Here is a 14936-nt window from a genome sequence, read left to right as displayed (position 1 = left end):
TATTTCCGACGAATTTTCCCTTGTGAGAAGTGAAAAAACGGCTTCCCTTGGAGCAGATTGCGGCTGTGTTGAAGCAGGCTAAACTGGATTGCCGGTGGCGGATTTGCTTCGGCAGGTCGTGATTTTCTTCGCGATGATACATCCGTGCAGAATGTATCGGGGGCGCAAGATGCATCAGCGATGCAAGGCTGTCTGGATCGAGCTCACGCAACAGCAAGAGCATTGGCAGTTCCGGATCCAAATGCACTTCATACGGAACTTCAGCGCATCATTGCGCGCAACGACCAACACGGACTCCGGTCTGATCGATCTCATCGCCGAGGCCCATGCTGCACGGCAAACAGTTCTCGAGGGGAAAGGATCGCTTGCACAGATTGCAGCACGGCTCGGGCGCTGTCGTGGCCATCTCGCCGACAGAATGCGTCAGTCGTATCTTGCACCCGACATCGTCACAGCAATCCTTGAGGGGCGGCAGCGCGTATCGCTGACCCGGAAAAAGCTACTCGCAACACCGTTCTCATCAGACTGGGAAGACCAGCGACGGCAACTCGGATTTATCTGACACGATATAATTCTGAATAAATCGGGCTCCATACGGAGCCCTTTTTAATTCCGTGACGAAAGCCGGGATCATTGCATCATTCGTGCCGCAGATGCGCAGCAATTGAGTATCGCAGCTGGGGCCGGGCTTTTACTGAAAAGAGACGCGGGCCATTTCTGGAGGGCGTATCTGCGGCCAGAGACCGAAGGGTGTTGGTAGGGGTTTGAAGCCGGGTCCGAAAGCCCCTGAAACTCGGCCATATTCTGGCAGAGGAAGAGAAAATCTCATCTATATCAATACATTAACACTGAATGGTGCGGTCGAGAAGACTCGAACTTCCACGGCCTTTCGGCCACAGCGACCTCAACGCTGCGCGTCTACCAGTTCCGCCACGACCGCACGTGAAAAGCAGGACGCATTTGCGCTCTGCCGACTGGCAAGGCGTGGGCCTCTAGCAGGGAAAATCGCTGACCGCAACAGCCGATCAGCAGTGGCCCAACGAAAAAGGGCGACCCTTTCGGATCGCCCTTTTTTAACTGAAAATAGATGCCGCCATCAGGCCGCGACAGCGTCCTGCTGTGCTTTCGCCCCGGCGAGCTTCTTCATGAGCACTTCCTCGATCTTGGTCTGCGCCGCAGCCTCGTCGACGCCTTCCATGGCAGCGAGTTCGCGGGCGAGGCGGCCGATCGCCGCTTCGTAAATCTGGCGCTCGGAGTAGCTCTGCTCGGGCTGGTCTTCGGCGCGGTGCAGGTCGCGAACCACCTCGGCGATCGAAACGAGGTCACCCGAGTTGATCTTCGCTTCATATTCCTGCGCCCGGCGCGACCACATGGTGCGCTTCACCTTGGGCTTGCCCTTCAGCGTCGTCATCGCGTCGGCGAGCGTCGCCTGGCTCGAAAGCTTGCGCATACCCACGGCTTCGGCCTTGTTCATGGGCACGCGGAGCGTCATGCGCTCCTTTTCGAAGCGCAACACGTAGAGCTCCAGCTTTGCGCCCGCGATTTCGGTCGCCTGGAGTTCGACAATCCGGCCGACGCCATGCTTCGGATAAACGACATGGTCGCCAACGCTGAAGCCAGGTGCCTTTGCTGCCATAGATTTGGTTCCTTCGTCAGATGTTCAAAGAGCGCGGACGTGCTCCCGAATGGGCCGGGTGCACGAAAAATTCAGATTGTCCTGCCGCGACCCTGCGTTCGGGCGGGCGGCCGGCAGGTACGACCGCGCGCAGTTGATTATACAAAGCAAGAGCGCCGTTCAGGGGACTAAAAAGCCCGCAAAACTGCGCTCAACGAAGCTTATATAACAGAAAAATGACGTCGGCGCTACGCCGAATCTGCGTCAATCAGGCGCAGCCGGAGCGAAATCAGCCCGGATTGGAAGAAAAATACTTCTCGAACTTGCCCGCTTCACCCTTGTGAGCGTCCGCGTCGTCGGGCGCATCCTTCTTGGCCGTGATGTTCGGCCACTGCGCCGAATAGGTGGCGTTCAGCTCCAGCCACTGGTCAAGCCCGTCTTCGGTATCCGGCAGAATCGCCTCGGCGGGGCATTCCGGCTCGCACACGCCGCAATCGATACACTCGTTGGGGTTGATGACGAGCATGTTCTCGCCCTCGTAGAAGCAATCCACCGGACAGACTTCCACGCAGTCCATATACTTGCACTTGATGCAGGCTTCGGTCACCACATAGGTCATCGCGTGTCACCTTCAAAACGGACGGCGTGTTTCCCGCGTCTGCTACACAGCGACGGTGGCCGGCGTCAATCCACCTGAGTCCGGCGTGAGATCAGTGTAGAGTTGGCACGCCTCGGAATAAGGGCCGCGCCGTTCGGCAAGGGCTTCCACCCGCACGATATGTACCTCGCCACCGCGCGTGTAGCTGAGCACGGCGCCGGGCCTCACGCGCGCCGAGGCGCGGTCGATGACGCGGCCGTCCATACGGAGGCGGCGGCTTTCGCACAGGTTCTGCGCTTCGCTGCGGGACTGGGTGCAGCGCGCGTACCAGAGCCATTTGTCGAGACGAAGCGCGGGTCCGAATACCAAGGGCATCATCCTTTCTTCATGGTGGCGAGAACAGCGAAGGGCGAATGGTTTTGCGGCGCGGCGCGGGTTGCGGCGCGTTTCGCAGGCACCCCGCGCCACGCGAAGGTCGTGCGGCCTTCCTGCTGCACGCTGCGGTAGCCGAGCGCGCGCATCAACTGGCTGAAGCTCTTCTGCGAAAGGCCGAGGCTTTGCGTCCACAGCGTATCGGGCACGAACGGCGTGGAGCCGCGGCGCTGTTTGTGCATCGCCTTCACCAGCCGCTCGACCATGTCGACGCGGACGGCATCGGTGACGATCGGCCAGAAGCCGGCGACCTCGTAGAAAGCGCGCGGGGTGTTTTCGTCGATGGGTACGGAGACGCGCCCGGGCGCGGGCGGCGGGGGCGCGGTTTCGAGGCCGCTGCTCACCGCCCAGAGCGCGAGGCGCCAGCGCGTCGGTTCGGGGCGGAGGAGATCGGGGAAATAGACGTGGGTGGCGCCTACCCGGACGCCGCTGCGGTAGAGGAGCGCGTTGTCGGCCTCACCGAGGTCGGAGAGGAGGGGGAGCGTGGGCGCGCGGGCGAGACAACCGAGACCCTGCGTCAACTGGACGACGAGGCCGCGGAGCGCCGGGGAGGCGTCTCGGTCGACGCGGGCCTTGAGCTTCAGGAGCGGGCCGAGGTGGCGCTCGACACGCCCGGCGAACCACGCTTCCAGCCGGACGCGCACGGCGGCGCGCGAGGCGGGATCGAGATCGGCAAGGCTGCGATCGAGCCGCACGCGCGGACTGAGCGGATCGGGACCGCGTGAGAGATAGCCGACGCGCGCGCCATTCCAGAGGATACGCGGCGGCAGCGACCCGTTGAATTCGAGCGCGAGCGCATTGTCCTCGCAGGCCGCGAGCAGCCCCGCGCGGCGCACCAGTTCGCCCGCGAGACGGCGGTCCGCAGCGGCAAGCAACCGGCGCTTCTCGCCCGCCCGCGCGGCGGGATCGGCTTCAAAACGGAAACCGGTCAAACGCCCGATCTCCTCGCCGCCCACGACGACGGCACCGTCCTCGTCGATCTCGGTGGGCAGCAGATGGCCCCGCGCCGAAAGCTCGCGCATCAGCACCGAGGTGCGGCGATCGACGAAGCGCTGCGTCAGCCGCTGGTGGAGCGCATCCGAAAGCCGATCCTCGATCTCCCGTGAACGCTGCGTCCAGGCCTGCGGATCGACGAGCCAGTCCGGCCGGTGCGCCGCGAACGTCCATGTGCGCGCGGCGGCGATGCGGTTCGCCAGCACCTCGATATCGCCCTGCACATCGTCGAGCCGCGCCAGTTCCCCCGCCACCCAGTCCGTGGGGATCCGCCCCGCGCCCTCGGTAAGATGGCCATAGATGCGCGCGATGAACCGGGCGTGCGTGTCCGGCCCGGTCTTGCGGTAATCCGGGAGGCCGCACACGGCCCACAGCCGCTGCAGCCGCGCCGGGCTGTTCGCGCGCGCGATGATCCAGTCTTCGCGGGCAAGGCGCTTCAGCACCTGGAAATCGACCTCGTCGTCGGAGCGCGTGAGCCGCGCGTGCTCCGGCCGCACGCCAAGCGAGGCGATGAGCCGCCCGAGCGAGCCGAAATCGAGCCGCGCGTTGCGCCACACCAGCCGCTCGAGCGCCGGGAACGTATGCGCCTCGATCGCCTCCACCTCGGCGGGTTCGAAAACAGGCCCGTCGTCGTCGCTCATGGCGAGCGGGCCGAAGCTGCCGTCGGTCTGATAACGCCCGGCGCGCCCGGCGATCTGCGCCATTTCGGCGGGGCGCAGCCGCCGCACGCGCTTGCCATCGAACTTGGTGAGCGCAGCGAAGGCGACGTGCGCGATATCCATGTTGAGGCCCATGCCGATGGCATCCGTCGCCACCAGATAATCGACCTCTCCCGACTGGTAGAGCTCCACCTGCGCGTTGCGCGTGCGCGGGGACAGCCCGCCCATCACCACCGCCGCGCCGCCCTTCTGCCGGCGGATCATCTCGGCAAGGCCGTAGACATCCTCCGCGCTGAACGCGACGACCGCGCTGCGCTTGGGCAGGCGCGATAGCTTTTTCGGCCCCACGTAGCTGAGCGTCGAATAGCGCGGACGGCCGACGATTTCCGCATCCGGCAGCAGCGCGCGCACGATCGGCCGGATCGTATCCGACCCCAGGATCATCGTTTCATCGCGCCCGCGCACGTGGAGCAGTCGATCGGTGAACACATGCCCGCGCTCGGCATCCGCGCCGAGCTGCGCCTCGTCGAGCGCGACGAAGGCGACATCCCTGTCCATAGGCATCGATTCGGCCGTGCACAGGAAATAACGCGCGCCAGCGGGCACGATCTTTTCCTCGCCCGTGACAAGCGCAACCTGCGCGGCGCCCTTTATCTGCACCACCCGGTCGTAGACCTCGCGCGCGAGCAGGCGCAGCGGAAAGCCGATCATCCCACTGGAATGGGCGCACATGCGGGTGACGGCGAGGTGGGTCTTGCCCGTGTTCGTGGGCCCAAGAACGGCAGTGACGGAGCGGTCAGTGCCGCTCATGGGCACGCTTCCTGACCGGGCACGCCGGACGTGAATTTCGGTTCGGTGCTCTCACGAAACAGCACATCTCCTCATACACCACATATGGTGTCACTGATCCCTTGGGCACGCAAGCGACGAAACGATGAAACGAATCGTTTCGGATGCGCCCAACGGCTCGCCGCTTGAATCCTGTCGCTTCATCGCAGCCACGGCGCTTAACCCCCCGTGTTAAATTGACATTAAGCACCCTGAACGACACTTTGCCGATCGCGGGGAAAGGCCGTTTATCGGCCGATTCCAAATTGATGGGTCGCACGCAGATAAATGTCCGCTCCGGCGGTGACATCTGTGTTTTGAAAAATTGGGGCGGGGGCTTCGTGTTTCAACCCACCACAGGCGCCTTTGAAGGCGCGACATTCTCGATCCCGGCGCCTTCGGCGCAGGGTCCCCGTGCGTCTGCAAAGCCAGCGCGCGCGGCCGGTATGCGCGGCGTGGATATCGTCGTCGATCTCGGCGCCGAAATCGGCACGAAGCGCTGGTGGCGCGGCATGGGCACGCTTGGCGCGATGCTTGGCGTTGCGGCCACCGTGGCGTTCCACCCCGCGCCGATCGTGAAGCCCGCCCAGCCTGAACTCGCCCCCACGCAGCTCGCCGCGCTCGACACAATTTCCATCGCCCCACTCGCGAAGAGCCCGCAGGGCCTCGCCTTCCACCAGCCCACCGCCCGCGTCACCGCGCTCGCCGAGCCGCCGGAGCGCCCGCGCATCGAGGTGACCGCGCGCCTGCGCGATGTCGACAGCTTCAACGGCGCGCTGCGCCGTGCCGGCGTTTCCGCGGCGGATGTCGCCAACGTGGCGCTGCTCGTTGCCGGCCATACGGACGTGAAATCGCTGAAGCCCGGCGCTGCGGTCGATCTCGTGCTCGGCCGCCGCACCGACAAATCGCAGCCGCGCCCGCTCGAATCGCTCGCCTTCCGCGCCGCGTTCGACCTGCGCCTCGAAGTGAACCGCAGCCAGGCGGGCGACCTGATCGTGACGCGCGACGAGATCGCGGTCGACGACAGCCCGCTCGTCGTCGCGGGCGACGTCGGCGGCAGCCTCTACCAGTCCGCACGCGCCTTCGGTCTGCCGAGCCGTGTCGTTGCCAGCTACATCAAGGCGCTGAGCCCCAAGGTGAATTTCCAGCGCGACGTCAGCTCGCGCGACAGCTTCCAGATGGTCGTGGAACACCGCCGCGCCGAAACCGGCGAGACCGAGACCGGCAACCTCATCTACGCGAAGCTCGGCGGCAAGCGCGACGTCGAGCTGCTGCGCTGGGTCCACAACGGCCGCACCAAGTTCTTCCTCGCCGATGGGTCCTCGGCCGTCGAGGGCATGATCAAGTCGCCGGTGGCGGGCGCCCGCTTCAGCTCCGGCTTCGGCACGCGTTTCCACCCTATCCTGAAGCGCGCGCGGATGCACGCGGGCGTCGACTTCGCGGCGCGCAGCGGCACGCCGGTGATGTCCACCGCGCCCGGTACCGTGATCTTCGCGGGCCGCAACGGCGGGTACGGCAACCAGGTGCAGGTGCGCCACGCGAGCGGCATCGTCACCACCTACAGCCACCTTTCGCGCATCGCATCGCGCAGCGGCCAGCGCGTCGGCGCGGGCGACGTGATCGGCAATGTCGGCTCCACCGGCCTCTCGACCGGCCCGCACCTCCACTACGAGGTCCACATCGCCGGCCGGCCCGTGAACCCGCGCTCCGCGAAGCTGCCGATCCAGGAGCAGCTGGAAGGCCAGGAACTCGCCCGCTTCAAGTCCGAGCTGCAGCGTATGCGGCAGATGAAGCCGATCGCGGTGAGCCACGACGCGTAGGGCGCTGCGCTGAAACGTGGTTATGGATCCCGGCCTGCGCCGGGATGACGTCAGAAGTAAATCCGCTCAATTAGATCGTCACCCCGGCGCAGGCCGGGGCCCATGCGACCTACCCGACTACAGAAACGGATAAAGATCGCACCACTCCGGGTTCGCTTCGTTGATGAGCCGCAGCTTCCATGCGCGGTTCCATTCCTTGAGCGCCTTTTCGCGGGCGATGGCCTCGCGGAAATCGTCGTGCTCTTCGTACCAGACCAGCGTTTTCACAGCGTACCGCTTCGTGAAGCCGGGAACGATTCCTTCGCGGTGTTCATGCGCCCGCCGGGCCAGGTCATTTGTGACGCCGATATAGAGCGTGCCGCCCTTGCGGCTCGCCATGATATACACCCAGCCGCGAGGCTTCACCGGCGTATGGGCCCCGGCCTTCGCCGGGGTGACGGGAGGGGTGGCGTCACCGCGACCAGCGGGCGAAGATCGCGGTCGGCAGCAGTAGGCCTCGGGCTTCCTCGCGAATCGTCATTTCGCCCGCTTCCACACTGCCGCCGAGCGGGCGGGTGACCTCCTCGGCGAGGTTTGCGATGGCGATGGCGGAGAGGCGGACGGCATAAGCCGTGAGCACGAGGAATTTCGAGCGATCATCCAGCAGCGCGGCGCACGCCGCCATCAGCGCGGCGAGCTTTTCGTCGAGCTCCCACACTTCGCCCTTGGGCCCGCGCCCGTATTTGGGCGGATCGAGGATGATGCCGGCGTAGCGGCGGCCGCGGCGCACCTCGCGCTCCACGAACTTGAGCGCATCGTCGATGATCCAGCGAATGGGCGCGTCGCCGAGGCCGGAGAGCTTCTGGTTTTCCACCGCCGCGGCGACCGCCTTTTTGGACGCATCGACATGCGTGACGCGTGCGCCCTTCGCCGCCATCACGAGGCTGGCGACGCCGGTGTAGCCGAACAGGTTGAGCACTTCGTCGCCCGGCGCGACACGGTCCGCGATCCAATCCCATTGCGGGGCCATGTCCGGGAAGAAGGCGAGGTGGCGGAACGGCGTGTTCGAGGCCCAGAACTTCACGCCGCCGCGCGATAGCGGCCAGCTTGGCGGGACTTTCGGGGAAAGCGTCCATCGGCCGCCGCCTTCGGCGTCCGATCCGCCAACGAACTCACCGTCGGCACGCCAATCGGCCGTGGCGGGCGCCCACATCGCCTGCGGTTCCGGGCGGATGAAACGCCACGGCCCATAGCGTTCGAGCTTGCGGCCATGGCCGCTGTCGACGAGGCCGAAATCGGCCCAGGGTTCGGTGACGAGCGTGGCGAGCGCCATCAGGCCGCGAGCGCCTTCTCGGCCGCCCCCACGGAGGCGCGCGCCGACGGCCCGGCAAGCATCGCGGCACCCGCGGCGCGGGCCGCCTCCAGCGTCACCGCGTCGATTTCAGCGACAACCTCGGCAGGCTCGACGAGGCGGCCGCAGAGCGCGAGCTGGCGCGCCACATAGCTCGCCTGCCCTTCCGTGCTTTCGAGGCTCATCAGCAGCCCGGCCTTCACGAGCGCACGCGCACGCTCAAGCTCGGCGGACTGAAGTCCCGTCACCGCGCCGGCCAGTTCCTCGCGGACGAGCGCCATCGCCGCCGCGGCCTCGCGCCGCTCGGTGGCGAGGTAGATGTAGAACAGCCCGGCATCGTCGAAGGCCTGCAACGCGGCGTAGATGCTGTAGGCAAGGCCGCGCTCCTCGCGCACCGATTGGAACAGGCGCGAGGACATGCCGCCGCCCACGGCCTCCGCGAACAGACGCGCGGCGAAATAATCGGGGGCGAGCGCGCGCGGCGCATCGAAGCCGAGCGCAAGGTGCGCCTGCTCGAAGCGGCGCGGGTCCGCCGAAATGCCGCCCACGAACAGCGCAGGCTCTGGAAGCGTCGGTTCGGCGTGCGGGAGATCGCCGAAGCGGACCGCGGCGAGATCGACGAGCGCGTCGTGATCGACCTTTCCGGCCGCAACCAGCATCATCCCGCCGGGGCGATAGCGCCGCTGCCACGCAAGCAGATCGGCCCGAGCAAGGCCGCCGACGCTCGCCTCATCGCCAAGGATCGAACGGCCGAGCGGCTGGCCCGGGAAGGCGACGGACTGGAGATTGTCGAAAATGATATCGCCCGGCGTGTCGCGCGCCTCGCCGAGTTCCTGCAGCACGACGCGCTTTTCGCGCTGGAGCTCCTCGTCGTCGAAATGCGGCAGGCGCACGAGATCGGCGATGATGCCGGTGCCGAGCGCGAGATCGTCCGCGAGCAGGCGGGCGGAGAACACGGTCGTCTCGCGGCTCGTCGCAGCGTTGAGCTCGCCGCCGACGTCTTCGATCGCTTCGGCGATGGCGCGTGCGCTGCGGCCGCCCGCGCCCTTGAACACCATGTGCTCGAAGAGATGCGCGAGGCCGTTTTCGCGGGTGCGTTCGTGTCGCGAGCCGATGTCCGCGAACAGGCCCACCGACACCGTCTCGACGCTCGGCATCTCGCGCGTCGCCACGCGAAGCCCGTTCGCGAGCGTCGAGAGACGCATCATCTGGGCGTTGCCCTCGCGGTGACGAAATCGCGGACGGCGGCGTAATCGCCGGGAAGCGACGTGAAGCTCTCCTCGCGGTCGAAGAGGCCGGAGAGGCGCGCGGGGAGCACGGGGCGCACGCCGGTCGCGCGCTCAACGGCATCGCGGAACTTCGCCGGGTGCGCGGTCGCGAGCGTGACGACGGGGATGGCGGGATCGAGATCGGCGGCGCGCGCGGCAGCAAGGCCGATCGCGGTGTGCGGATCGATGATGTTGCCGGCCATTTCGGAGGCCCAGCGCAGCGTGAGCGCCATCTCGTCTTCATCGACGCGGTAGCTGGTGAAGCGCTCCGCAGCCTGGGCGCGCATGTCGGCGGGGATTTCGAGCATCTTCGACGCGTCGAACGCCTGCATCATCGCGGTGAGCTTGGCGCCGTCGCGGCCTGCGAGGTCGAACAGCAGGCGTTCGAAATTGCTCGACACCTGGATGTCCATCGAGGGCGCGGCGGTGGGCGTGACCGTGCCGGCGGAGTAATCGCCGGCGGAAAGCGCGCGGTGCAGGATGTCGTTGATGTTGGTGGCAACGATCAGCCGCGCGACGGGGAGCCCCATGCGCGCGGCGACATAACCCGCGAACACGTCACCGAAATTGCCCGTCGGCACCGAGAAGGCGACCTCGCGGTGCGGCGCGCCGAGGCGGACGGCGGCGTAGAAATAATAGACGACCTGCGCCATCAGGCGCGCCCAGTTGATCGAGTTGACCGCACTGATCTCGAAGCGGCTGGTCACGTCCGTGTCGCCGAACATGCGTTTCACCATCGCCTGCGCGTCGTCGAACGTGCCGGAAATCGCGATGTTGTGGATGTTGGGCGCCATCACCGTCGTCATCTGGCGGCGCTGCACGTCGCTGACGCGGCCCTCGGGGTGCAGCATGAACACGTCGACATGCTCGCGGCCCGCGAGCGCCTGGATCGCGGCGGAGCCGGTGTCGCCGGAGGTGGCGCCGACGATGGTGAGGTGCCGCCCCGCGTCCTTCAGGAAGTGCTCGAACAGCAGGCCGAGGAACTGCAGCGCGACGTCCTTGAACGCCAGCGTCGGGCCGTGGAACAGCTCGAGCAGGAAATGCCGCGCATCGAGCTGCACGAGCGGCGTCACCGCGGCATGATCGAAACTCGCGTAGGCCTCGTCGATCAGGCGCTTCAGATCAGCGTCGGGAATCGAATCGCCGGTGAAGCGACGGCAGATCGCGAAGGCGGTGTCGGCGTAGCTGAGGCCGGAGAGCGCGGCGATCTCGTCCTTCGAGAGCACCGGCCACTCTTCGGGGACATAGAGGCCGCCATCCGACGCGAGACCGGCGAGCGTGACGCCCCGAAAATCGAGTGCGGGTGCTCCCCCGCGCGTGCTGATGTACCGCATGACCGCGCGGACTTATCGGGAAGCGGCGGACACCGCAACAAATAGCGCACAATCCGGCGCTATTCCCGCCGTTCATGGACCGGGCACCAGAAAATATGGGCGGGCGCCGGAACGCCGCTTTCATAGAGGCCAAAGCGAGGAGACTGGATATGGCGCGCGGCAGGCCCGGAATGTGTATCGTAAACCCGGCGCTGGTGGCGGATATCGCGCCGCTTACCGGATCGCAGAGCGAGATCATGCGCCGCGCAGGCATCAGCTGGAACAGCTGGATCAAGGTTTCCGCTGGCCTCCCCATCCGGGTTTCCGTCGGCCGGCGCCTAAAGGCGCGGATCCTGCCGCGCGCGCACGAGAGCGAGGGCCTGCGCCGCCGATTTCCGGCAGAAACGATGGATGGCATCGATCGCGCAGCGCTCGACGCAGCGTTCCTGCGCCCTGTTGCTCCCGCCGTTTCGGCAGACATGATGGCGCTTCCGCCGATCCGCTCGATCCGGCGCGCGCGGCAATTTCTCGGCAGCGCCGCGCTTTCCTGAGCGGGAACCTTCCGCCCCTTCCGGGATTGTGCCCCCGGAGAGACACATGGGCGACCACTACCCGGACGGCATCTCGGAAACGCACCTCACGCGCCGCTGGCCGCGGGGTGCGAGCCCACTATCGTTCCTCGTTCTCGCCGCCATCATCCTGATCGCGGTTTCAGGCGCGCTCGGCGGCTTTCCGAACCCTTCGCAGAGCGCCGCCGGACCGAAGGCGCGGCTGACGCTGGAAGCGCCCCACATTGCGCGCAGCGGCATGGTTTTCGAAATGCGGATGCGCATCGACGCCGCGCGCGCGATCGCGCGGCCCGTGATCGCGGTAACCCCACGCTACTGGCACGAACTGACGATCAACACGATGATCCCCGCCGCTGCCGACGAAAGCTACGGACGCGGCGGCTACCGCTTCGAGTACGCGCCGCTGGCGGCAGGCGACACGCTGCGCATCAAGGTGGACGGGCAGATCAACCCGGCGCTCGTCGGCGGCACCGCGGGCCGCGTCACGCTCTACGACGGCGAAACGCCCCTCGCCACGCTTCCGGCGCGGCTGGAGGTGCGCCCCTGATGGATATCGTGCTGCGCGCCTCGGCCGTTTTCGTCATCCTCTATCTGCTGCTGCGTCTGCTCGGGAAACGCGAGCTTGGCCAGCTGACGCCGTTCGAGCTGCTGGTGATGATCGTGATGGGCGATCTCATCCAGCAGGGTGTGACACACAATGATTTCAGCCTCACCGGCGCGATGCTCGCGGTCGCCACATTCGGTTTCCTCGCACTGCTGCTCAGCTGGATCACATACCTGTTTCCCGCGATGGAACGCCTGCTCGACGGCAAGCCGCGCGTCGTCGTGCGCGACGGCGCGATCATCACGGACAATTTGCGGCGGGACCGCATGACCCGCGCGGAGCTTGAATCGGAAATGCGCCTCGCGGGGATCGCCTCGCTGAAGGATGTCGCGTGGGCGATCATCGAGCCGCAGGGCAAGATCAGCTTCATCAAGACGAAAGGCGACGCCGCAGAGCAGCGCGACCGGAGCGATCCGATCTAGGCCGTGAAGCGAACCTCGACCGGCGCCGTGCCCGCGATTTCGGCGACCACCGTTTCACCCGCCACGATCGGCCCGACGCCGGCGGGCGTGCCGGTGAAGATAAGGTCGCCGGGGGCGAGCGCGACGTAGGTGGAGAGCTTCGAAATCACCTCGGCGACGTTCCAGATCATCTGCGAGAGGTCGCCGTTCTGCCGGAGGTCGCCGTTCACGCGGAGCGTGATCGCGCCCGCGGCGGGCGGCGCGCCTGGCGTCAGCGCGCCGACGGGCGCGGACGCATCGAAGCCTTTCGCCATGTCCCACGGGCGGCCCTTCGCCTTCGCATCGGCCTGCAGATCGCGGCGCGTGAGATCGATGCCGACGGCGTGGCCGAAGATCATCGCCCCGGCGTCCGCAACAGCCACGTTGCTGCCGCCTGCGCCGAGCGCGACGACGAGTTCGACCTCGTGGTGGAGATTGTTCGTCTGGCTTGGGAACGGGAGCGCAGCGCCGCTTTCGACAACCGCATCAGCAGGCTTCGAAAAGAAGAACGGCTGCTCTCGATCGGGGTTCGAGCCCATCTCGCGCGCATGATCGGCATAGTTCTGGCCGACGCAGAAGATGCGCCGCACGGGAAAACGCTGTGTGCTGCCGGCAATCGCGATCGTCGGCACGTCGACCTTTGGCAAATCCATCACTTCCCCCGTCTGAACCGCGACACGTAGACCGCATAGATGATGCCGAGCGTGGCAGCAAAGGCGAACCACTGCACGGCATAGGCCATGTGATTGTTGGGTATATCTTCGGACGAAGGCGGCGCGCTCGGCACCAGCGGCGCGGGCGCGGCTTCGGAAACGAGCGTGTAGCGCGGCCCCTCGCCGCCCGTGCGGACGAGCGTGCCGGTGACGGCGAATGCGCCTTTAGGCGGCCACGGCGCGGCCAGTTTCGTCCAGCCATCGGGGCGATCGGACCAGCCGGCATCGACGAGGATCGGCCCCGTCCCGGCATCGCACAGCAGCAGCATCGAAAAGCCGACCTTTCCGGCCGCGTTCTTGCCGCTGCGCCCCTTCGCGAACGGATCAGGGCAATCGACGATCAGGCGGATGCGGCGAAATTCCAGATCATCGGACAGGCCGGAGTTTTCGAGAACCGGCAGCTTCGCCTGCGCTTCCAGCCGCACGAGCAGATCGGCCTTCCAGTCCGCGCGGTGCAACTGCCAGAAGCCGAGGCCGATCATCACCGGCACCATCACGGCGACCATCAGCGTCGGCAGAAGCGGCAGGCGCATCAGCGATCAGACTTGTCGCTGAGCCGGCCCTCCGCGGCCTCGTTTCGGAATTCGAGCGCGAGCAGGATCGCCTTGCCGACGCGCAGCCCCCACACGGTGAGCACGACGAGGATCGGCGGCCAGAGCAGCGCATGGACCCACCACGGCGGATGCACGCCGAACTCCAGCCACATGGCGAGGCCGACGACGAGGAAACCGAGCAGGAAGATCAGGAAGGCGGCAGGCCCATCCCCGACATTGAAGCCGGCGATATCGAGCCCGCACGCCGGGCAGCGATCCGTGAATTCAAGGAGATTGCGGTAGAGCCTGCCCTTGCCGCAGCGCGGGCAGCAGCCCTTGAGCGCGGCCCGGACCGGGTCGACAGCGCCGACGCCGTCCGGGCCCGAAGCCATTAGTGACCCGCGACGACCGCCGCGCCGAAGTCGCTGCCCCAGACGTAGATCGCCACGAAGAGGAACAGCCACACGACGTCGACGAAGTGCCAGTACCAAGCCGCGGCTTCGAAGCCGAAGTGCTGCTTCGGCGTGAAATCGCCCTTGTAGGTGCGGATGAGGCAGACGATCAGGAAGATCGTGCCGACGATGACGTGGAAGCCGTGGAAGCCGGTCGCCATGTAGAAGGTGGCGCCATAGATGTTGCCGGCCATGCCGAAGGCGGCGTGGCTGTATTCATAGGCCTGCACGCACGAGAAGATGAAGCCGAGGATGACGGTGAGCCAGAGGCCCTTCTTCAGCCCCTCGCGATCGCCGTGGATGAGCGCATGGTGCGCCCACGTGACCGTGGTGCCCGAAAGCAGCAGGATGAGCGTGTTGAGCAGCGGGTAGACGAAGGGATCGAGCACCTCGATACCGTGCGGCGGCCACACGCCGCCAACCGCCTCGCCCGTGTCCGGGTACAGCGCCGCGTCGAAATAAGCCCAGAACCAGGCGACGAAGAACATCACTTCGGAGGCGATGAACAGGATCATGCCGTAGCGATGATGAAGCTGCACCACCGGCGTGTGATCGCCCGTGTTCGCTTCGCGGATCACATCCGACCACCAGCTGTAGAAGGTGAACAGCACAAAGGCGAAGCCAAGGAAGAAGACCCAGCCGCCCCACGCCTGCTCATGCATCCAGCCCACACCGCCGGCTGCCATCGTCAGTGCCGAGAACGCGCCGATGAGCGGCCACGGGCTCGGCGGCAGGATGTGGAAATCGTGGTTCTTGGCACCGGCCATGG

17 protein-coding genes and 1 tRNA gene are annotated in these 14936 nt (G+C 66.3%); 5 read left to right on the top strand and 13 right to left on the bottom strand.

The window, feature by feature from the left end; all coding sequences use genetic code 11:
* The first annotated feature begins 94 nt into the window (after positions 1-94).
* Entirely contained in the window at positions 95-562 is a 468-nt protein-coding gene (locus ACFQ00_RS02695) for a hypothetical protein (RefSeq protein ID WP_381485758.1), read from the top strand.
* Between the two features lie 291 nt (positions 563-853).
* On the opposite strand, the gene ACFQ00_RS02690 is transcribed toward ACFQ00_RS02695, so the two are convergent.
* The 5 genes from ACFQ00_RS02690 to ACFQ00_RS02670 form a co-directional block, all read right to left on the bottom strand.
* Positions 854-940 (bottom strand) — tRNA-Leu (locus ACFQ00_RS02690).
* Between the two features lie 156 nt (positions 941-1096).
* Complete coding sequence (locus tag ACFQ00_RS02685) at positions 1097-1636, bottom strand: CarD family transcriptional regulator (protein WP_374596377.1); 540 nt, start codon at positions 1634-1636, stop codon at positions 1097-1099.
* Positions 1637-1904: 268 nt separating this feature from the next.
* Positions 1905-2234, bottom strand: a complete 330-nt coding sequence (fdxA, locus tag ACFQ00_RS02680; RefSeq protein ID WP_374596375.1) for a ferredoxin FdxA — start codon at positions 2232-2234, stop codon at positions 1905-1907.
* Between the two features lie 42 nt (positions 2235-2276).
* The gene (locus ACFQ00_RS02675) at positions 2277-2588 is read right to left on the bottom strand and encodes an RNA-binding S4 domain-containing protein (protein WP_381485915.1); all 312 of its coding nucleotides are present in this window, start codon (positions 2586-2588) and stop codon (positions 2277-2279) included.
* Positions 2588-5107 carry a helicase-related protein gene (locus ACFQ00_RS02670; protein WP_381485754.1) on the bottom strand — a complete coding sequence of 840 codons (2520 nt, stop codon included), beginning with the start codon at positions 5105-5107 and terminating at the stop codon, positions 2588-2590. Before ACFQ00_RS02670 ends, ACFQ00_RS02675 begins: the two co-directional genes overlap by 1 nt.
* Before the next feature lie 359 nt (positions 5108-5466).
* On the opposite strand from ACFQ00_RS02670, the gene ACFQ00_RS02665 reads away from it, so the two are divergent.
* Positions 5467-6945 (top strand): M23 family metallopeptidase, encoded by a 1479-nt coding sequence (locus ACFQ00_RS02665; RefSeq protein WP_381485751.1) that lies wholly within the window; start codon positions 5467-5469, stop codon positions 6943-6945.
* A gap of 117 nt (positions 6946-7062) precedes the next feature.
* On the opposite strand, the gene ACFQ00_RS02660 is transcribed toward ACFQ00_RS02665, so the two are convergent.
* From ACFQ00_RS02660 to thrC, 4 genes are read right to left on the bottom strand one after another with little or no spacing between them, the layout of a single operon-like run.
* A complete protein-coding gene (locus tag ACFQ00_RS02660) occupies positions 7063-7350 on the bottom strand; it encodes a GIY-YIG nuclease family protein (RefSeq protein ID WP_381485748.1) in 288 nt (95 codons plus the stop codon).
* Positions 7351-7396: 46 nt separating this feature from the next.
* On the bottom strand, positions 7397-8257 hold the full coding sequence (locus tag ACFQ00_RS02655; protein ID WP_381485746.1) for a class I SAM-dependent methyltransferase: 861 nt from the start codon (positions 8255-8257) through the stop codon (positions 7397-7399).
* Positions 8257-9483: a M16 family metallopeptidase gene (locus tag ACFQ00_RS02650; protein WP_381485743.1), complete on the bottom strand. Its 1227-nt coding sequence runs from the start codon at positions 9481-9483 to the stop codon at positions 8257-8259. Before ACFQ00_RS02650 ends, ACFQ00_RS02655 begins: the two co-directional genes overlap by 1 nt.
* Entirely contained in the window at positions 9480-10877 is a 1398-nt protein-coding gene (gene thrC / locus ACFQ00_RS02645) for a threonine synthase (RefSeq protein ID WP_381485740.1), read from the bottom strand. Before thrC ends, ACFQ00_RS02650 begins: the two co-directional genes overlap by 4 nt.
* A 149-nt stretch (positions 10878-11026) precedes the next feature.
* Between thrC and ACFQ00_RS02640 the strand changes: the two genes are divergently transcribed.
* The 3 genes from ACFQ00_RS02640 to ACFQ00_RS02630 are packed head-to-tail and all read left to right on the top strand — an operon-like array spanning position 11027 to position 12451.
* Positions 11027-11407, top strand: coding sequence for a hypothetical protein (locus ACFQ00_RS02640; protein WP_381485737.1), 381 nt, complete (start codon positions 11027-11029; stop codon positions 11405-11407).
* Positions 11408-11453: 46 nt separating this feature from the next.
* Positions 11454-11972 carry a hypothetical protein gene (locus tag ACFQ00_RS02635; RefSeq protein ID WP_381485734.1) on the top strand — a complete coding sequence of 173 codons (519 nt, stop codon included), beginning with the start codon at positions 11454-11456 and terminating at the stop codon, positions 11970-11972.
* Complete coding sequence (locus tag ACFQ00_RS02630) at positions 11972-12451, top strand: DUF421 domain-containing protein (RefSeq protein WP_381485731.1); 480 nt, start codon at positions 11972-11974, stop codon at positions 12449-12451. The genes ACFQ00_RS02635 and ACFQ00_RS02630 overlap by 1 nt, the downstream gene beginning before the upstream one ends.
* On the opposite strand, the gene ACFQ00_RS02625 is transcribed toward ACFQ00_RS02630, so the two are convergent.
* The 4 genes from ACFQ00_RS02625 to ACFQ00_RS02610 are packed head-to-tail and all read right to left on the bottom strand — an operon-like array spanning position 12448 to position 14934.
* Positions 12448-13122 (bottom strand): fumarylacetoacetate hydrolase family protein, encoded by a 675-nt coding sequence (locus tag ACFQ00_RS02625; protein ID WP_381485728.1) that lies wholly within the window; start codon positions 13120-13122, stop codon positions 12448-12450. The genes ACFQ00_RS02630 and ACFQ00_RS02625 overlap by 4 nt on opposite strands.
* Positions 13122-13715 carry an SURF1 family protein gene (locus ACFQ00_RS02620; protein WP_381485725.1) on the bottom strand — a complete coding sequence of 198 codons (594 nt, stop codon included), beginning with the start codon at positions 13713-13715 and terminating at the stop codon, positions 13122-13124. The genes ACFQ00_RS02625 and ACFQ00_RS02620 overlap by 1 nt, the downstream gene beginning before the upstream one ends.
* A complete protein-coding gene (locus ACFQ00_RS02615) occupies positions 13715-14107 on the bottom strand; it encodes a DUF983 domain-containing protein (protein WP_381485722.1) in 393 nt (130 codons plus the stop codon). The genes ACFQ00_RS02620 and ACFQ00_RS02615 overlap by 1 nt, the downstream gene beginning before the upstream one ends.
* Complete coding sequence (locus ACFQ00_RS02610; protein ID WP_121047109.1) at positions 14107-14934, bottom strand: cytochrome c oxidase subunit 3; 828 nt, start codon at positions 14932-14934, stop codon at positions 14107-14109. Before ACFQ00_RS02610 ends, ACFQ00_RS02615 begins: the two co-directional genes overlap by 1 nt.
* Positions 14935-14936: the final 2 nt, after the last annotated feature.

This window comes from Sphingosinicella xenopeptidilytica (assembly GCF_042676985.1).
Lineage (GTDB): Bacteria > Pseudomonadota > Alphaproteobacteria > Sphingomonadales > Sphingomonadaceae > Sphingosinicella > Sphingosinicella xenopeptidilytica.
This window is presented reverse-complemented; position numbering and strand designations above follow the sequence as displayed.